Source organism: Sphingobacterium lumbrici, assembly GCF_006476045.1.
Classification (GTDB): Bacteria; Bacteroidota; Bacteroidia; order Sphingobacteriales; family Sphingobacteriaceae; genus Sphingobacterium; species Sphingobacterium lumbrici.
In genome coordinates this window covers 113,837-131,163 of sequence record NZ_SRZY01000023.1, presented here as the reverse complement: position 1 = coordinate 131,163, position 17,327 = coordinate 113,837, and the positions used below count along the sequence as shown (strand labels likewise).

General features: G+C 39.6%; 15 protein-coding genes. 6 read left to right on the top strand and 9 right to left on the bottom strand.

Annotated features, from left to right (window positions below; genetic code table 11):
• Positions 1-231 precede the first annotated feature (231 nt).
• Positions 232-393, top strand: a complete 162-nt coding sequence (locus E4F24_RS13755) for a hypothetical protein (RefSeq protein ID WP_181182388.1) — start codon at positions 232-234, stop codon at positions 391-393.
• Positions 394-435: 42 nt separating this feature from the next.
• On the opposite strand, the gene trmD is transcribed toward E4F24_RS13755, so the two are convergent.
• The gene (gene trmD, locus E4F24_RS05950; RefSeq protein WP_140937746.1) at positions 436-1,113 is read right to left on the bottom strand and encodes a tRNA (guanosine(37)-N1)-methyltransferase TrmD; all 678 of its coding nucleotides are present in this window, start codon (positions 1,111-1,113) and stop codon (positions 436-438) included.
• Positions 1,114-1,414: 301 nt separating this feature from the next.
• On the opposite strand from trmD, the gene E4F24_RS05945 reads away from it, so the two are divergent.
• The gene (locus E4F24_RS05945) at positions 1,415-4,414 is read left to right on the top strand and encodes a SusC/RagA family TonB-linked outer membrane protein (protein WP_140937745.1); all 3,000 of its coding nucleotides are present in this window, start codon (positions 1,415-1,417) and stop codon (positions 4,412-4,414) included.
• A 10-nt stretch (positions 4,415-4,424) separates the two neighbouring features.
• Positions 4,425-5,801 carry a RagB/SusD family nutrient uptake outer membrane protein gene (locus E4F24_RS05940; protein WP_140937744.1) on the top strand — a complete coding sequence of 459 codons (1,377 nt, stop codon included), beginning with the start codon at positions 4,425-4,427 and terminating at the stop codon, positions 5,799-5,801.
• A gap of 553 nt (positions 5,802-6,354) precedes the next feature.
• On the opposite strand, the gene E4F24_RS05935 is transcribed toward E4F24_RS05940, so the two are convergent.
• Together E4F24_RS05935 and E4F24_RS05930 are read right to left on the bottom strand one after the other, a co-directional pair.
• Positions 6,355-7,050 carry a YiiX/YebB-like N1pC/P60 family cysteine hydrolase gene (locus tag E4F24_RS05935; protein ID WP_140937743.1) on the bottom strand — a complete coding sequence of 232 codons (696 nt, stop codon included), beginning with the start codon at positions 7,048-7,050 and terminating at the stop codon, positions 6,355-6,357.
• 6 nt (positions 7,051-7,056) lie between these two features.
• On the bottom strand, positions 7,057-8,115 hold the full coding sequence (locus E4F24_RS05930; RefSeq protein WP_140937742.1) for an Mrp/NBP35 family ATP-binding protein: 1,059 nt from the start codon (positions 8,113-8,115) through the stop codon (positions 7,057-7,059).
• Between the two features lie 301 nt (positions 8,116-8,416).
• Between E4F24_RS05930 and E4F24_RS05925 the strand changes: the two genes are divergently transcribed.
• The gene (locus tag E4F24_RS05925; protein WP_140937741.1) at positions 8,417-9,151 is read left to right on the top strand and encodes a YoaK family protein; all 735 of its coding nucleotides are present in this window, start codon (positions 8,417-8,419) and stop codon (positions 9,149-9,151) included.
• A gap of 3 nt (positions 9,152-9,154) precedes the next feature.
• Here the strand turns inward: E4F24_RS05925 and E4F24_RS05920 are convergent, their stop codons facing one another.
• From E4F24_RS05920 to E4F24_RS05905, 4 genes are all read right to left on the bottom strand, one after another.
• A complete protein-coding gene (locus E4F24_RS05920) occupies positions 9,155-10,255 on the bottom strand; it encodes a serine hydrolase domain-containing protein (protein ID WP_140937740.1) in 1,101 nt (366 codons plus the stop codon).
• A 66-nt stretch (positions 10,256-10,321) separates the two neighbouring features.
• A complete protein-coding gene (locus E4F24_RS05915; RefSeq protein ID WP_140937739.1) occupies positions 10,322-11,089 on the bottom strand; it encodes a DUF4197 domain-containing protein in 768 nt (255 codons plus the stop codon).
• Positions 11,090-11,148: 59 nt separating this feature from the next.
• Positions 11,149-11,802 (bottom strand): HD domain-containing protein, encoded by a 654-nt coding sequence (locus tag E4F24_RS05910; RefSeq protein ID WP_140937738.1) that lies wholly within the window; start codon positions 11,800-11,802, stop codon positions 11,149-11,151.
• Between the two features lie 3 nt (positions 11,803-11,805).
• Positions 11,806-12,969, bottom strand: a complete 1,164-nt coding sequence (locus tag E4F24_RS05905) for a THUMP domain-containing class I SAM-dependent RNA methyltransferase (RefSeq protein WP_140937737.1) — start codon at positions 12,967-12,969, stop codon at positions 11,806-11,808.
• A 67-nt stretch (positions 12,970-13,036) separates the two neighbouring features.
• Between E4F24_RS05905 and E4F24_RS05900 the strand changes: the two genes are divergently transcribed.
• The gene (locus tag E4F24_RS05900) at positions 13,037-13,414 is read left to right on the top strand and encodes a DUF3127 domain-containing protein (protein ID WP_140937736.1); all 378 of its coding nucleotides are present in this window, start codon (positions 13,037-13,039) and stop codon (positions 13,412-13,414) included.
• Positions 13,415-13,709: 295 nt separating this feature from the next.
• On the opposite strand, the gene E4F24_RS05895 is transcribed toward E4F24_RS05900, so the two are convergent.
• The gene (locus tag E4F24_RS05895) at positions 13,710-15,239 is read right to left on the bottom strand and encodes an SUMF1/EgtB/PvdO family nonheme iron enzyme (RefSeq protein WP_140937735.1); all 1,530 of its coding nucleotides are present in this window, start codon (positions 15,237-15,239) and stop codon (positions 13,710-13,712) included.
• Between the two features lie 344 nt (positions 15,240-15,583).
• On the opposite strand from E4F24_RS05895, the gene ispF reads away from it, so the two are divergent.
• Complete coding sequence (gene ispF / locus E4F24_RS05890; protein ID WP_140938110.1) at positions 15,584-16,063, top strand: 2-C-methyl-D-erythritol 2,4-cyclodiphosphate synthase; 480 nt, start codon at positions 15,584-15,586, stop codon at positions 16,061-16,063.
• Here ispF and E4F24_RS05885 read toward each other — a convergent pair.
• On the bottom strand, positions 16,060-17,277 hold the full coding sequence (locus E4F24_RS05885; protein ID WP_140937734.1) for a TCR/Tet family MFS transporter: 1,218 nt from the start codon (positions 17,275-17,277) through the stop codon (positions 16,060-16,062). The genes ispF and E4F24_RS05885 overlap by 4 nt on opposite strands.
• Positions 17,278-17,327 lie beyond the last annotated feature (50 nt).

Genomic DNA, 17,327 nt, shown 5'->3' with positions numbered 1-17,327 from the left:
TCGTATTTGTTGTTCCGGCTACGCGATGATGCAGTGCGCAGCTCTTAGGCCGCCACCCCACTCTGTCCCACGGCAAGGGCTGAGACCTGCTTGGTTAAGTGCTGATCGTACGTTTCTGCAACACATCATCTGCTGCCTGCACGTCCAAATCCGCTTAGGCCGTCTTTTTTCAATTCAGCTGAAGTATTATAATAATCATATAACAATGCACTATCCTTTCATATTCGACAAATGTCGCCTGTGAAGCTTTTGGCAATGGCAATAGGAGGCACTATCCTTACGGCCAAAAGGTTCGAGCGACACGCTCCTGCCTGCCGGCAGGCAGGTTTGCATACTTTTGGCAAGACAAAAGTATGGACCAGTCGCGGTCTGAGCGACAAAGACACTGTATAAATTAAACCTTCTATTATTTCAATCAATACCAATCAAAAAACCTTAATCCTTTAATAAATCCGGCCTACGCTCTTTGGTTCTTAATAATTGCTGTTCATCACGCCATTCAGCAATTTTGGCTTCATGACCACTTAGCAATACAGCAGGTACTTTATGTCCGCGCCATTCAGCAGGTCTCGTGTAGATGGGGGCATCAAGTAAACCGTCTTGAAATGAATCTGACAATGCAGAGGTTTCATCTGATAGCACACCGGGTATAAGTCTAATAATAGCATCGACAACTATTGCCGCAGGAAGCTCGCCTCCGGATAATACGTAGTCGCCTATAGATATCTCCTTGGTTACAAAAATGTCGCGGATACGTTGGTCAATACCTTTGTAATGGCCGCATAATATCATTATATTTCCTCTTGTAGAAAGCTCGTTTGCAATATCCTGATTTAAAGTTACACCATCAGGGGTCATATAAATTATTTCATCGTACTTGCGTTCACTTTGTAATTTTTCGATACAAGATGCAAAAGGATCGATTTGCATCACCATCCCCGATCCACCCCCGTAGGGATAATCATCTACAGATTTTTGTTTGTTTTGTGCATACTCCCGCAAGTTATGCACATGAATTTCTGCTAATCCCTTTTTTTGTGCACGTTGTAAAATGGAATGTGCAAAAGGGCTTTCTAATAAAGAAGGCAATACGGTAATGATGTCAAATCGCATAGTGCAAATATAATTAAAAAGGAAGTAGGAAGAACAATCTACGGGAGCAGTTGTTACAAAGTAGTAAAACCTAAAATTTAAGTGATAGTTGTCATTTTTTTAATGAAATAGGCAAATATTAATAAATAATTGTCTGAATTAGAAAAATAACACTGTTTTAATGAAAGATTAATATGCTAGCATAATTTTTTGAAAAATACTTGCATAAACAACTTTCCATAGTTACATTTGTATGTTTTAATAAATTTTAACAGTCCGAATATTTAAGTATATCCGGATATTAACTAAACACAACAAACATATGAAACAAAAATTACTCAGTTTTTTTCTAGTGTTAACATGCCTGGTAGGGGTGTCGTTTGCACAGAATCGTCAAGTGAGTGGTAAAGTAACATCAGCTACTGATGGTGCTCCTGTATCTGGAGTGTCCGTTGCGGTTGTTGGCACATCCACTGCTACACAGACGGATGGATCAGGAAACTACTCACTTTCTGTTCCCGCAAATTCAACATTATTGTTTTCTTACATTGGTTACGTTTCGCAACGTATACCTGTAGGAACTCAATCTGTATTGAATGTGCAATTAGTTGACGATGAGACTTCTTTGGACGAAGTAGTGGTTGTGGGATACGGTACGCAATTAAAAAGAAATGTAACTGCTGCTGTTTCCACTATTGGCGCCAAAGATTTAAAAGACCAGCCGGTAGCAAGTATAGAACAAGCCCTTCAAGGTAGAGCCGCCGGAGTTCAAGTCTCGTCAGGGGGAGGTAGGCCAGGTGCCCCAATATCTGTTCAGATTCGGGGACGGTCTTCTATTAATGCGGGAAACTCTCCTCTTTATGTTGTTGATGGGGTTATACTCCCTTCAAATAACAATTTCACACCTAATACCGTGGGGTCTGGTATTTCACCATTGGCAAACTTAAACCCAGAAGATATTCTTTCAGTAGAAATCTTGAAGGACGCTTCTGCAGCCGCTATCTATGGGTCTCGGGGTTCTAATGGTGTTGTTTTAATAACTACAAAGGGAGGAAGTAAACATGGGAACTCTGTAATTGCAGCTTCTGCATACACTGGTTTCCAATCTCTTACAAGCAGGCCTAAATCGTTAAGCTCATCAGAATATAGGGCACTGTATAACGAAGCTAGAATTAATGGGGGCGGGACTGCTATCTTTTCGAATGAGGAAGTAGCAAACCCTGAACATAATGTTAACTGGTTGGACGAAGTAATCAGTGATAATTCAAGAATAAATAATGTTCAGTTGTCTATTACCTCAGGTGGAAATGATAAAACGCAGTTTTATACATCATTTAACTATCTAAGCCAAGATGGAGCTTTGAAGAAAGGTAGTTTTGAAAGGTATGCACTAAGGACAAACATTACACATCAGGTAAATAGCTTTATCACGTTAGGTTCCAATTTGGCATTGTCTAGAACATTAAGGGATGAAACACCTGTGGATAATAGTATTTATTCTCCATTTCCTCGATCTTTAGTTGCTAGACCGGATCAGCCGATTTACAATGCTGATGGTAGCTATGCAATTAATAGCTATAATAATCCAGTGCAGATGTTCGAATCAGACAACTTTGTCAATCTCTCTAATATTTTTAACGCTTCATATTTGGAGTTTAAAATTTTACCAGAATTAAAGTTTAAAACAGCTGTTGGTATTGATTATTCTTACTTGGATCAACGATTGTATCACCCTATTGTATCGCTATCTGGGCAAGGTTCAAATGGATCGGGTGCAGCAGGGTATGTTCAAACGCAGAATTATTTGACAACGCAGACATTGTCTTACAATAAAAAGGTATTTCAAGAAAGATTAAATGTTGATGCAATTGCTGTGTACGAATATCAATGGAATACTAGGGAAAATAATCGGGTAGACGGAAGTAATTTTCCTTCTGATTTAACACCATATTTAACTTCCGCGGCTGCAATTACAGGAGGAACTGCAAGTATAACAGATTTTCGTATTGAATCAATGCTAACGAGATTAAATTTAGCTTGGGAAAGTAAATATCTTCTTTCTGCGTCTATTAGAAGAGATGGTTCTTCGAAAATTCCGAAAGCGGGCAGGTATGGATATTTCCCTTCTGTTTCAGCGGGATATGTTATTTCGGAAGAGTCTTTCATGGACAACATAAAGTCTGCTGTCAGTTTCTTAAAACTTAGGGCAAGCTACGGTTCGACCGGAAATCAGGAGGGTATTGGTAATTTCGCCGCGATGAGACTTATCGGAAGTGGTTTCAATTACAACGACAGCCCAGGTTTAGCTCTTAGCGCGATTGGTAGTCCCAATTTAAAATGGGAAACCACAAATCAGTTTGATGCAGGTCTTGAAGTTGGACTTTTTAATAATAGAATAGAAGTATCTGCTGATTATTATGTAAAAAATACAAAGGACATCTTGTTAAATAGACCTATTCCTTCTACGACTGGATTTTCTACTATACTAGAAAATATCGGAAATATGAAGGGATCAGGATTTGATTTCCAAATTAATTCAAGAAATGTTGAGAAGGGGGATTTTTCTTGGACTACATCGCTTAATATTTCAACATATAAAAACGAAGTGACCAGCCTTTACAATGATCAGCCAATTGATGGGGCTTTCGCGACAAGAACTGCCGTAGGACAACCATTGGGTTCGTTCTTCCTAATTAAATCTTTAGGTGTTGATCCTAATACCGGGGATATGCTCTATGAGGATATTAATGGTTCAAATACTATTACTTCTGACGATAGACAGTTTCTGGGAAATCCGTTGCCAAAAATGTACGGTGGTATTAATAACACCGTAAATTATAAAAACTTTGATTTGGGAGTATTCTTTCAATATAGTTATGGTAACGATATATATAATCTGGGTGCCGAAGGACAAGGTGGATATGCGAGTATGGGAGCAAACCCCGAACCAACAAATATGTTTAAGGAATATTATGATGGCAGATGGACTGCTGACAACGTAGATGCTAAATACCCAAGAGCCGTTAATGGTGTTCGGGGAACTTACAATACGCAACGATCATCGAGATTCCTGGAAGACGGGTCGTACTTAAGATTGAAAAATATTACTTTGGGATATAATTTGCCTAAGTCGTTCATTAGTAAAGCGAAGTTTAGCAATGCGAGAGTTTATGTGACAGGATATAATTTATTAACATTCACAAAGTACAGTGGATTTGACCCAGAAGTATCTTCTGAGTTGACTGTTGCTAATTTGGGTGTTGATCAAAGTGCTATTCCTCAATTTAAATCATTTGTGATAGGTGTTAATATTGGCTTATAAAAGAATAAAGATGAAAATTAAAATAATAATTGCAATGGTAGGAGTCGCGACTGCGCTTTTATCTAGCTCGTGTAGTTCATTGGATTTGGATTCACAAAGTTCTTTATCGCCCGATTTAGTAGGAGGGCCTGAAGGGGAAAAACTTTTGACAGGGATATATGACGCATTTCAAAACGGAAATATTAATTCAGGATATTTCTATTTGAGTTACGTTACGGAAGATCTTTCTGCAGATAATTTGAAGTATCGTGCAACATTCTTTCAACATGGGGAAATCAATGACAATGCAATCCTTACAAATAATGTCTTGGTTTCAAGATACTTTAATGCGCCTTATGTTGGGATACAAAGAGCTAATGATTTAATCGAAATTGTTAACTCTTCACAGGATATTGATGAAACAATTAAGACTAAACTTTTGGGAAGCTCCTACTTTTTAAGAGCATTTGGATACTATAAATTAGTAACGCTTTTTGGACCTGTTCCAATTGTTAACAATCGCGATATTGTAAATGTGCCAAGAAATTCTGTTGATGAAGTTTATGACAAGATAATTGAAGATTTACTGCTGAGCATACAGAACCCTGTTCCATTTAGTAAGAGCGAATTTGTATCAGTAGAAGCTGCTAAAGCTCTTTTAGCTAGGGTATATTTGATTAAGAAGGATTATCCTAATGCGAAGAAGTATGCAGAGGAGGTTATTAATTCAGGAAACTTTTTAATTGAATCAAACTATGAAGCGATGTTTACAGCACCTTTCGAATCAAAGGAACATATTTTGAAATTTGTAAACACATCTACAGAAGGAGATAACGCATTAGATTATTTTTTACAACACCCTAATATGCCGGGAAGTGGTAGAGCCGAACTTCCTGTAGATGAATCTCTCGTAGGAGCTTATGAAGTAGGGGATACAAGAAAGGCAGCTTCTATCCAAGAGATCCCAGCACCAACAACCAATTCTGGTTGGTATTGTAAAAAATATCAGGATGCTGAAGGTAACGGAGCACATCCATATTATATCTTAAGGTTATCAGAAATGTATTTAATAGCTGCCGAAGCTCATTTCTTAAGTAATGGAAGTAATTCAACGGACACTTATGTGATAGGTAAATTCAATGATGTTCGAACTAAACGAGGACTTGCGGGGCTTGCTTCGGTGACATTACAAGATATTATTAAAGAGCGAAGAGTAGAATTTGCCTTTGAAAATTTAAGATGGATGGATATGAGAAGGACACCTTCGTCAAGTAATCCATCCAAATCTATGGCAACAGTATTTTTAGAAGAAAAGGGAAGGTCGGTTAATGACGAACTATATCCAATACCGACTTCAGCCATTGATACTAACCCTTTATTAACACCAAATAATCCAGGTTATAATTAGCGGATAAAGTAAATACGACTTAAGTCCAATAGCGGTCGGAAGAAATCTTCCGACCGCTATTATTATATACCAAATAGGTCTCTTATATTTTAAGTTTTATCGATCTGTTCAGGAGACTATACCCCTTAAAGTATCCGAAATCTCTACTGGCGACTTGCTGCCAGCCCCCGTTCCTAGGGACTTTCTTCTCCCTTTCTTCGGACGTTCTTCGGCCTGTATTGGGCGGGTGCGTTACCCCTGCCTTACCTTTGTCTTAGGGCTGCCTTACCTTTTCGTGGATAGGCCTAAGATAATACTAAGGTAACAGTAAGGAAAAACTAATATACCGGGCGAAGATACCCGCCTGTTGGTCAGAAGAAAAACCAGAGAAAACCAGAAGAAGATACTATCAAAAAAGTGCCGAATATCTTTGTCGTTATCAATACGAAATAAAAGCGGTTTTTATAGGTTTATTGTATGATTAACCTTTTTTCAGTCTTTAGCATAAAATGTATGCAAATTGTACTTGTAGATTAGATGGTCTCGGTTGGCCAGACCGACAAATTTTGTTTTTTTAAGTTGGAAATACATCTTTCCTGCAGGATATTTTGTGTGATCGTGTCTTGCTGGTCGTCAGATTAATATTTCCGATAAAAGAAACATTAGGAGATTGCGCTAATCCATTCGGGTTACAGCCCAATTTACCCTCCGGTATTTCCATTCCCTGTTTCTCATAAAACGTTTTCCAGTATTCATCTGTCACACCTGTTTCCGGATTTACAAAGGTCATCGGCTGCAAAGTAAAAACGTTATTCGTTCGAAAAATCCGTTCGATGTAATCGGAGCAGTAGAGACTACTATCATTTAAAACATAAGTGTAATTATAGGGCTTACCCAGGAGCTTCTTTGCCTGCTGAATAGCTAGAGGAATAGCTGTTGCATATTCTTCTGTTACACGAAAGACAGCAAGCCGTTGGCTGTCTTTTTTCTGATTTCGTACAAAATCCCAAAAATTTTCCCGCGCTGTTCCTTTTTTTCCGGAAGCGTGTAATACAAATAAAGAGTCGTTATCGATCTCCAAAAGAGCTACATGGTCGAAGGCAATATCCTTAGAGCGTTGTGTAACCCTATTAATGGCACCGGAAAGATTTTCCTCTTCTGCTCCGACAAAAATCAAATCGCCATTTTTCATCTCGCGGTGGCTAATCTGCTGTCCATAGCAAACACTTATAAATAGTAGTACGGTTATTCCACACAGAAACTTCTTCATACCAGTTTACCTATTCGCCAATATACTCACCTCCTGCGCTACTCGTCCGGCAATGTCCAAAAAGTATTGTGCTACCGCATCATCTGCATCCAATAATATCGGAAAACCATTATCTCCGGCATCAGCAACAGATTTCACAAGTGGGATCTCACCTAAGAACGGTACATTGTTTTTTTCTGCGAGATGTTTACCACCGTCTTTTCCAAAAATATAATACTTGTTTTCTGGCAATTCGGCAGGTGTAAAGTAAGACATATTCTCTACAATGCCTAAGATAGGAACATTAATCCCTTCCATTTGATACATGGCCATACCTTTGATAGCATCTGCTAAAGCCACATGCTGCGGCGTAGTAACGATAACTGCTCCCGAGATAGGGTAGGACTGCGATACCGTGATATGAATATCACCAGTGCCGGGAGGCATATCTACGATCAAGTAATCCAATTCACCCCAATCCGAATCATTAAACAGTTGTTTAATTGCGGAAGTAGCCATTGGTCCGCGCCATGGAATGGGTTGATTCGGGTCTGTAAAGAAACCGATAGACAAGAGTTTTAGCCCAAATTTCTCAATGGGTAATATTTTCGTTTTTCCATCTGCTGCTACTGCCGATTGTGGTTTTGCACCTTCCAAGCCAAACATAATCGGTAGGGACGGGCCGTAAATATCCGCATCTAATAAGCCCGTTTTAGCTCCTTTTTCCGCTAATGCTAGTGCTAAATTAGAGGCCACCGTAGATTTGCCTACCCCGCCTTTTCCGGAGGAAACTAATATAATATTTTTAATTCCGGACAGTTGATTGGCGTCGACACCCATCACCTTGGAAGTCATGTTGATCTCTACTTCCAGGCTTTTATCGACAAATAAGGCTATCGCATTGCGACATGCATGTTCAATATGGCCTTTCATCGGACAAGCGGGCGTAGTTAGTACAACGTCAAACTTGATTTTGTTGGGAAATATTTCAATATTTTGGATCATGTGAAGAGTCACCAGATCTTTCTTAAGATCGGGTTCTTCAACGTGACTAAGGGCGTGTAATACTTGTTCTTTTGTAATCATTTGATGCTGTCAAAATACAAATTTAAGCAAAGCAATACATAATCGTGTCATGAAGATGTTTTTAAGCAAATCGGTGCTGTTTTTTTATAAGATTTACCTTGGTCGACGACTATTGTTATCATAGGTGTCCGAAGAATAATGCGATGAGATATCTTCAGCAGGGGAGTGTGGATTCAAATGTACTATCACTGTCCATTAGTGAAAATTCATAGTCGTTCGCAATATATCTTCCACCTAATGGTAGTATTATCTCAATTATTAGCTACCTTTAGTCTTAGTTTAAATTCATGTACATTTTAGCATGTTCAGACATATCGGGAAAGGACGTACGTTTTCCCATAACCTTCGCTTAGCATCTCTTTTATCGGCGGTGGCCGGTATGGTCAATATAACGGGGGTGCTAGCTTTTCAAACGTTGACGACAAATCTAACAGGTCACTTCGCATTCTTTGCCGAAGAACTGTTTTTAAGAAGTTATACCAACGCGTGGGTATATCTCCTGTATGTACTGTGGTTTCTTTTTGGAGCTTTTCTTTCCGGCTTGCTCATGGAGAAGACATCCCAACTGAACCCACACGTGAGCTATGTAGCGCCTGTCTCTTTAGAAATCGTACTCTTAGTTGCGGTAGGCATATTAGGGAATATGGAAATTAGTGGTGTCTTGTTGTCATTCACTTCGCTTGCCTGTATGTTGTTATTTGCCATGGGGTTGCAGAATGCACTGGTGACGAAGGTGTCGCAGTCAGTCGTACGCACGACCCATCTTACAGGACTGTTTACCGATCTTGGAATCGAGCTGTCAAGACTTGTCTTGAGAAGCGATGGTACCAAGCAGAAGCAGCTATACAAAAGCATCCAACTCAAGTTAGCGATTATCAGTTGTTTTTTTGTAGGCGGTATATTGGGGGGATTTTGTCATCAGCATATTGCCTTGTCTACACTTTTTATTCCGGCCGGGTTGCTACTTTTTACGTTATGGTATGATCAACTCCTTTTCCGATATTACCGGATCATGCGTAGTATGAGGAAGCGTTGATGTCTAATATCCTTCAGCAATCGCTGTAAATACCTTTGCCCAATTCACATCAGCGACTTTCCGTCCTAGACGTACTATTACGAGGTTCTTATCCGGATTGACATAAATATATTGCCCAAGGATGCCCTGTGCCATGAAATCACCATTCTTTGTGGGTAGCCACCATTGGTATTGGTAGTGCCAGCTGCTACCGGCAGTAGTGTCTATTTTTGTTGAAACTTTTACCCAGTTTGTGGGCACGATCTGTTTGCCATTCCAATTGCCTTCGTGGAGGTACAGCCGTCCAATTTTTGCATAATCCCGCGCCACGGCATTGAGACAGCAAAATGTTTTCTCCAGACCCTTTTTCTTGCGATCCAGACTCCAACTTGTATCGTATTCCATTCCCAACGGACGCCAGATTTTTTCTTCTAAATACTGACTAACTGTTTTATTAGCAAGTGCGCGTTCCAATACCAGTCCAAGTAACTGCGAATTGCCACTTACGTATTCAAATTTGTTGCCGGGCGTATCTTTTAGTTTTAGCTTTTTGATCACTTTGCGTAGATTAATTCCATAGTAAAAGGTAGCTATCTCGCCAAATGGGTTGTAATATCCTTCATTAAATTTCAAGCCGGAAGTCATCTGCAATAAGTGCTCGATGGTGACCTCGTTGAATCCATTTTTGGAAAGTTCGGGAATATATTTAGTGATGGGGTCGTCGACAGATCCAATAAGGCCGTCTTCTAAAGCACAACCGATCAATATCGAAGTCACCGACTTCGCCATAGAAAAAGAAGGAACTACGGACGACTGATCATAGCCCCTGAAGTAGTTTTCGTATTTAATGCTGTCATTACGAATAATCATGAAAGCGACAGATTCATGTTCTGCTAGAAAAGTATCAAAGTCGTGACTTTGCTCTCTATAATCTATCTTTTTGGGGTAGTGTCCTTCCGTTGCAACAGCAAAATGAAAGGCGCTGTCTCCACGACTGATAGTACGGGATGGGAATTTTTTGTGGTCGTTGATATCCGCAAAGTTATAGACGATAAAACGTCCAATTTTGCAGGAGCTAAGTGTAAGGGTTAATAAGAGTAGGGCTAATAAATTGAGTTTCTTCATGATTTTAAAATGTCCGTCTTAGCAATTGAGGTTATGCAAATTGTAAAAGCTTAATGTCTATGTCAGCTAGTTTTGCCTATCGACCCATCCGAATACTTTTTGCAGGACACCGGTATTGCGGGCTCCGCCTATATTTTGCCTGATTTTTAGTTCTTCTTCGGCGACTTTTACAAATAATCCGTCTATCGCTTTTTGGGTAACATATACATTTAGGTCTGTGGTTACTTTATTGGAAGTAAGGGGAAGATTATTGTACGCTGATGTTAACTGTGTCCAATAACTGCTTACATTATTTTTACCTAATGCAGATTCAACAATCGGGCTAAATTTAGAAGTCAGTGTGGCAGAAGTTGTTCTCTTGAAAAAGATTGTTGCTGCATCCTGCTGTGTACCTAGTAAGATACTAAATGCATCGGTTACCGTCATTTGAGACAGCGAATTGACGAATACAGGAGCAGCTTCTTTTACGGCCGATTCAGCAGCTCTATTTAAGCTGGTAATAAAGTTGTCGACCAGTGATCCCATTCCTACAGAACGTAAAGTTTTCTCTATTTGCCGTGCTTCTGCAGGCATCAAGATTTTTACTGCTGCATTACCCAAAAAACCATCTTTGATGGATAGCGCATTGATGCTATTACTCAATCCGTTGCCCAATGCCTGTTTGATCCCTGTGACTGCTTCGGTCTGTGTAACCGCACCTGTTGTTGAGGGAGAAGTAGCTCCTGCAGTTGTATTTGGGATGGTGTTTGCAATTTGGCTCATGGTTTCACAACCCAAAAATAGCGGTAAGGAGATTGCACCTAGGGCGAGTAATTGAGCGATTTTTTTATTCATTACTTTCTGTTTGTTACGTATAATTATTCTTAGATTTTGTCTTATTTTTTTATTACTTTTTATCTTTCCCCATTCCACTCACCGTAAAATTGATCTAGAAACTGTTCCATGAATTCGTGACGCGTCAATGCGATTTGCTTGGCGGTATCCGTATTCATCTTATCTTTTAATAACAACAGTTTTTCGTAAAAATGGTTTATAGTAGGAGCGGTCGTATTTTTATAAGCTTGTTTGCTTTGTTTTTCTACAAATGGAATGTTCGGATTGTGGATCTCCCTGTTTTTGTATCCGCCATAACTGAACGCTCTCGCGATACCAATCGCACCAATAGCGTCCAATCGATCGGCATCTTGTACCACCTCCAACTCCTTACTGTGAAAGTTGACTTCACCCAATGAAGCCTTAAAAGACATGTTTAAAATAATCTGTTGTACATGTTCAACAATGGAAGGATGGACGCCTATAGAGGTTAAAAAATCACCCGCTATACGTGGACCGATGGTTTCGTCCCCATTGTGGAATTTGCTGTCTGCGATATCGTGCAATAGCGCAGTAAGTTCGCACACCAGCGCATCTGCTTCTTCTGTTTGCAGTATCAACTTTGTATTATTCCATACACGTTGAATGTGCCACCAATCATGTCCTGATTCAGCATCTTTTAGCCGGTCTTGGACAAAAGAGGCTGTTTTGTCGATGAATTCCTGAGGCAGCATGGATTAATTATCTTTTGAACCGTCGTACAATTCGTATTGCAATAACCGACAATCTAATTTTCCGTTAAAAAATTCAAATCTTCGGGATGCTTTCAATCCGATCTTTTTCGCTAATTCTGGATTCCCGGTAAATACATATCCCCGATATCCTTTACATTCCTGCTTTAAGAAATCTCCGATTCTTTTATAGGTGATTTCTAATTTGGAATGTGTACCTAGGCGTTCACCATATTCAGGATTGAACATAATAACACCCCCTTCTTGCGGGATTGTTGTATCTGCAAAATCGCAGACTTCAAATGTGATTAAGTGTTCAACTCCCGCGGTACGGGCATTCATTTTAGCAATTTCAATCGCTTGATCGGAAATATCTGATGCGACAATCTGAGGCAAAATAGTTTTATCGGCAATGTCTTTTATCTTTCTTCGTTCTTCAAAAAACACTTCTTCATCATATCCGATGAAATGCATGAACGAGTAATTCATGCGCTGCAAGCCCGGCATTCTCTTTTGCGCTAATAAAGCGGCTTCAATAGCCAGGGTACCCGATCCGCACATCGGATTTATAAAGGGCGATTTGCCGTCCCATTGTGTTGCCATGATAGTAGAAGTAGCCAGTGCTTCAAGCATCGGTGCCTTTCCGGGATGTTTCCGGTAACCATGTTTTGCTAATGTTTCACCTGAGGTATCCAGAAATATTTCTGCGCGTTCTTCCATCCAGTGCAGATGGATCACACATTTATGATAGTCAGGCCCGGAATCCGGACGCACGCCTTTTTTATCTTTTATGCGGTCGACAATAGCATCTTTTACTTTGACATTCGCAAATAATGGTGTCGTGATAGTCTCATTATGAACATTTGAAGTCACCGAAAAATAACTATCAAAAGGTATAATGTCTTCCCATGCTATTTTTACTAAATTGTCATAAAGTTCTTTTGGGTCATTAGCCCTGAAAGACTTTAATTCATATAAAACCTGACTTGCCGTTCTTAGGTTGAGGTTCAATTTGATGCAGTCATTTACCGAAAGGAATAATTCTACGCCTGTATTAAATGCACGCTTGATTTCGAAGCCTAAACTTTTGACTTCTTCTTGTAAGTAAGGCGAAAGCCTTTTGTTACACGTTATGATAACTTTACTCGGGGTGTTGAAAACTTCTGTCATATTTCTACAAAGTTAACTAATCTAAAACGCAAAAAATGTGTAATTTTATCGTTTAATATTTTTGATTATGGAAATTAGAGGAAAAGTGCACGAAATAGGTGCGATACAACAAGTTACAGAATCTTTCAAAAAGAGAGATTTAATCGTTGCTTACGCAGAAAATCCACAGTTTGTAGAATACATTCGCTTTGAATCAACACAAGATAGGGTAAACATCTTTGATAATTTAGCTATTGGAGACGAAATTGAAGTTTCTTTCAATCTTCGTGGCCGTCCGTGGACAAATAAAGATGGAATAACAACGTACTTCAACTCATTAGTCGCTTGGCGTGTAACAAAATTGGCTAATACAGGTACTGCTGCTTCGGCTCCAGGATTTGCTGAAATGCCGGCACCAGTGGATATTACATCTTCGGGTGCAGATGACGATGATTTGCCTTTCTAATTAAGGTGTCTTCTGATCTCGAAAGAATACTATAATATTTTACCAAAACAGCTGTCTATCTATCGGTAGACAGCTGTTTTAATAACTAACCGACTGCAGTTTGTCGGTTTCCTATCCTAGATTTTCTTTCTTCTTTTGGGGCAAACAAATTTCTTTAGAAATGGGGTTTTAAAGGAACTGATTAAAAAATAAGTTCCTTTATTAAAAACAAAATACAACCTCTAACTATATATAGAAAAAAGGGCTTTGACATACTATAATGTCAAAGCCCTTTTTGTTGTTATTTTAATATGTCTTATGGTGTAGACCTTCTTTTACCTGTAGATGCAGAAGAAGCTCCATATACATTACCTACCATTGTCATTGCACAACGGAATCCGGTCATGGCATTGGATTCATCCTGTTGCATAAAACGACGTGTTGCAGGATTTAACCAATACGCTCTGTCGTTCCAGGATCCACCCTTGTAAACGCGAGATTTGTCGTTAACCAAGGTAGTCTTACCATACAATTCCTTGAGTTCTTCATCTTTGAAACCTCTTACATCGTAGTCGTAGGTAGCAGTTGATGGATCTCCTGCTATAGCGGCCTGCAATTCTTCCCAAGTTTGTTTTCTCGCTGATTTCGAAGGGACCTTAATTGGACGGCCATACTTATCTTTTGCTAGTGTTCTGGTTTCTGCGTTTTCATATTCATTATCCATGAATACGTGGCCACGGAATGGATTAAAATCTTCGAAATCTTCGTAGGAAAGTTGGCGATACACATCGCTTACCCATTCATTTACGTTGCCTGCCATATTATACAATCCGAAATCGTTAGGGGCATAGCTTTTAACAGAAACCGTTACATCACCACCGTCATTTAAATTTCCGGCAACTCCCATGTTATTACCGCTGGTAATTTTGAAGTTGGCCATCATACGGCCCTGATTTTTACGGCTTCCTGAGCGTACACCCAAGCCGTTCCATGGGTACGTTTTGCTATTCTCAATATTACCTTCTACGGTATTGCCGATCAAACCCAACGCTGCATATTCCCATTCTGCTTCCGTAGGCAGTCGATAGGGTTGTTTAAGAATCCCGTCTTCCATGCGTACAATGCGTTTAGCATCTTTTGCTGCACCGATTTTAGTGTCTCTAGGCATCTTCTTGCCGTCTATACCATCTCCTTGAATCTGCCCATTCAAATAGATGTCGGTATTAAATCCCTGACCTTCTCGATTTTGTTGTTCACTTAACGTTTTGTAATCTACCAAGGCACCGCTTTGGCGAAGTATGTGTTCATTTACGCGATCCGTTCTCCACAAGCAGTAAGCGTTAGCTTGATCCCAAGTCACGCCGACTACAGGGTAATCCTGAAAGGATGGGTGGCGCAAATAAAAATTAACGTACGGTTCATTGTATGATAAAGGGTTTCTCCATACTAATGAATCGGGTAGGGCATCATAATACAACTTTCCGTCTTCAGGGTAATTTTGAGCAATCCAATGCAAATATTCGAGCCAGTCGGCATTTGAAACCTCCGTTTCATCGATATAAAATGAAGCTACCGTTACCCGTCTTCTCAGATTATCATGAGAATAGCCGAGATCTTCATTTAAACTGCCCCCCATTACGAATGTACCTCCTTCTATACCTATTAATCCAGGTCCAGGGGATTCCTTTATTTTGCGATTGATTTGTAAGCCGCCATTATAAGGGTCATTGTATCGCACACCGGTTTTGTCAGAAACATTGCTTCTACTGCTTTTACAAGATGTTACCACTAATGACGTAGAAGCCATCAGTAATAATGAGGTTATAGCGATTTTGATATAATGCATAAAATGATCAATATTACATTGCGTAAAGCCAAAATTAATAAATAATTTAATATCAACTATTATAAAGAGACTTTATCTTAGTATTTTACCTTTTAAAAAGCCTTAAAAAATGTTAAAATTTAAGAATGTCCTTTTTGATGGCCGTGAACGAGTTTTTTCTACTGTGACAAATAAGTCTTAATTTCGCTTTTATGAAACCATCATGGTTTATTCAAACCACGCAGTAGGATGGGTAAGCCGAGCTGGCAAGCTCTTAAATATATAATAAACAAATATGGGTGATAAACCTGATACCTGCCTGCGGTAGGCAGGACTTCATCACCTTTAACGAACAAATCATTGAGATGAAAATAAAAGTAGGTTTTGGATTTGATGTTCATCAAATGAAGGAAGGGCATCCATTTTTCGTAGGCGGAGTTCAGCTTGATCATCATTCTGGGGCATTTGGCCACTCCGATGCGGATGTGTTAGTTCACGCTATTTGCGATGCTATTTTAGGCGCAGCCAACCTGGAGGATATTGGTTATCATTTTCCAAATACGGATCCTGAATGGAAAGGTATCAGCAGTCTCGTGTTATTAGAAGAGTGCGTTCGATTGATAGGTGATAAAGGATGGAGAATAGGAAACATCGATGCAATGCTATGTTTGGAAGCTCCTAAAATAAAGCCATATATCTCTGAAATGAAAAAGAAACTTGCAGCATCTACTGGCTTGGATATAGACGATATTTCTATTAAGGCTACTACAAACGAGACGATGGGTTTTATTGGAAGGGAAGAAGGCGTGGTGGCGTATGCGGTCTGTTTGATTCAGAAGGATTAATTCTCTTTGGTACGTTTAAAATAACGAATGGCGATAATCAAAGCGATCAAGGCTAATATGCCTGCTACAAAAAATGGAGTTCCAGGGAAATAAATTGGAGTTCCTTTACGGGAAAAATGTGAAAATAAGCTTGTCATTATCAACGGACCAATGATAGCTGTTAGACTGATAACACAAGTTATCCCTCCTTGGATCTGCCCTTGCTCATTCTGTGGTACCAGGTTGGAAACATAACTTTGAAGAGATGGTCCTGCAATTCCGGCTAACACATAAGGAATACTGATAGCAAAAAGCATCCAGGTTTCCGTGGAGAGTCCATAAAGTGGAAGAGATATCGTATACAATAAGATTCCTAAAACGATAGCCCATCGGAGGCCGATTTTAGGTAATATGAGCCGAATTAAACCCGCCTGAACAATCATCAATAAGATACCGATAAATCCGAGAGATATACCGACCATTCGTTCGTTCCAATGAAACTTTTCCATCGTATAATATGACCACGTGCTTTGCACGGAATGAGCAGCCATATTAATCAGAAAAATACATACGATTAACGGCAGGATGATAGGATATTTATTGATGTGGACAAAGGTGCCAACGGGATTTGCTAACTTCCAATTGAACGCTCTTCTTAATTCGGGTTTCAGCGATTCGGGAACGATAAAATAACCGTAAATAAAATTAAGAAAGCTTAATAGGGCAGCTGCAAAAAAAGGTACGCGAGCGCCGTAATGTCCTAGCAATCCCCCTAACACCGGCCCTATAATGAAACCTACGCCGAATGCAGCGCCTAGTAACCCGAAATTTTGTGCCTTATTTTGTGGCGTGCTGATGTCTGCTATATAGGCTGCAGCAACTGTATGACTTGCTCCGGTTACGCCCGCAATTAAGCGACCTATAAAAAGCCAGAAAATAGACGGAGCAAAGCCCATCAAAAGATAATTAATGCAAAAGCCGAAGAGGGAAATTAATAATACGGGGCGTCTTCCAAAGCGATCGCTTAGGCTACCGAGAACCGAAGCAAAAAAAAACTGGGTAAATGCATACGCAAAAACAAGCCAGCCTCCGTACTGTGATGCTTCGCTAATGTCGCTATGGATAAGTTCCTGAATAAGCTTGGGCATTACAGGGATGATTATACCCAAACCAATCGTATCAATTACTACGGTGACAAAAATAAAAAAAAGACCGGCTGATGTTTTGTTTTTCATTACAGAGCGTAAATGTATAAAAAGTCTATGATAATAAAATTTAGTTTTTT

Coding starts and splice junctions, on each gene's coding strand:
- E4F24_RS13755 (WP_181182388.1), top strand. CDS start 232: ATGTCGCCTGTGAAGCTTTTGGCAATGGCAATAGGAGGCACTATCCTT.
- trmD (WP_140937746.1), bottom strand. CDS start 1,113: ATGCGATTTGACATCATTACCGTATTGCCTTCTTTATTAGAAAGCCCT.
- E4F24_RS05945 (WP_140937745.1), top strand. CDS start 1,415: ATGAAACAAAAATTACTCAGTTTTTTTCTAGTGTTAACATGCCTGGTA.
- E4F24_RS05940 (WP_140937744.1), top strand. CDS start 4,425: ATGAAAATTAAAATAATAATTGCAATGGTAGGAGTCGCGACTGCGCTT.
- E4F24_RS05935 (WP_140937743.1), bottom strand. CDS start 7,050: ATGAAGAAGTTTCTGTGTGGAATAACCGTACTACTATTTATAAGTGTT.
- E4F24_RS05930 (WP_140937742.1), bottom strand. CDS start 8,115: ATGATTACAAAAGAACAAGTATTACACGCCCTTAGTCACGTTGAAGAA.
- E4F24_RS05925 (WP_140937741.1), top strand. CDS start 8,417: ATGTTCAGACATATCGGGAAAGGACGTACGTTTTCCCATAACCTTCGC.
- E4F24_RS05920 (WP_140937740.1), bottom strand. CDS start 10,255: ATGAAGAAACTCAATTTATTAGCCCTACTCTTATTAACCCTTACACTT.
- E4F24_RS05915 (WP_140937739.1), bottom strand. CDS start 11,089: ATGAATAAAAAAATCGCTCAATTACTCGCCCTAGGTGCAATCTCCTTA.
- E4F24_RS05910 (WP_140937738.1), bottom strand. CDS start 11,802: ATGCTGCCTCAGGAATTCATCGACAAAACAGCCTCTTTTGTCCAAGAC.
- E4F24_RS05905 (WP_140937737.1), bottom strand. CDS start 12,969: ATGACAGAAGTTTTCAACACCCCGAGTAAAGTTATCATAACGTGTAAC.
- E4F24_RS05900 (WP_140937736.1), top strand. CDS start 13,037: ATGGAAATTAGAGGAAAAGTGCACGAAATAGGTGCGATACAACAAGTT.
- E4F24_RS05895 (WP_140937735.1), bottom strand. CDS start 15,239: ATGCATTATATCAAAATCGCTATAACCTCATTATTACTGATGGCTTCT.
- ispF (WP_140938110.1), top strand. CDS start 15,584: ATGAAAATAAAAGTAGGTTTTGGATTTGATGTTCATCAAATGAAGGAA.
- E4F24_RS05885 (WP_140937734.1), bottom strand. CDS start 17,277: ATGAAAAACAAAACATCAGCCGGTCTTTTTTTTATTTTTGTCACCGTA.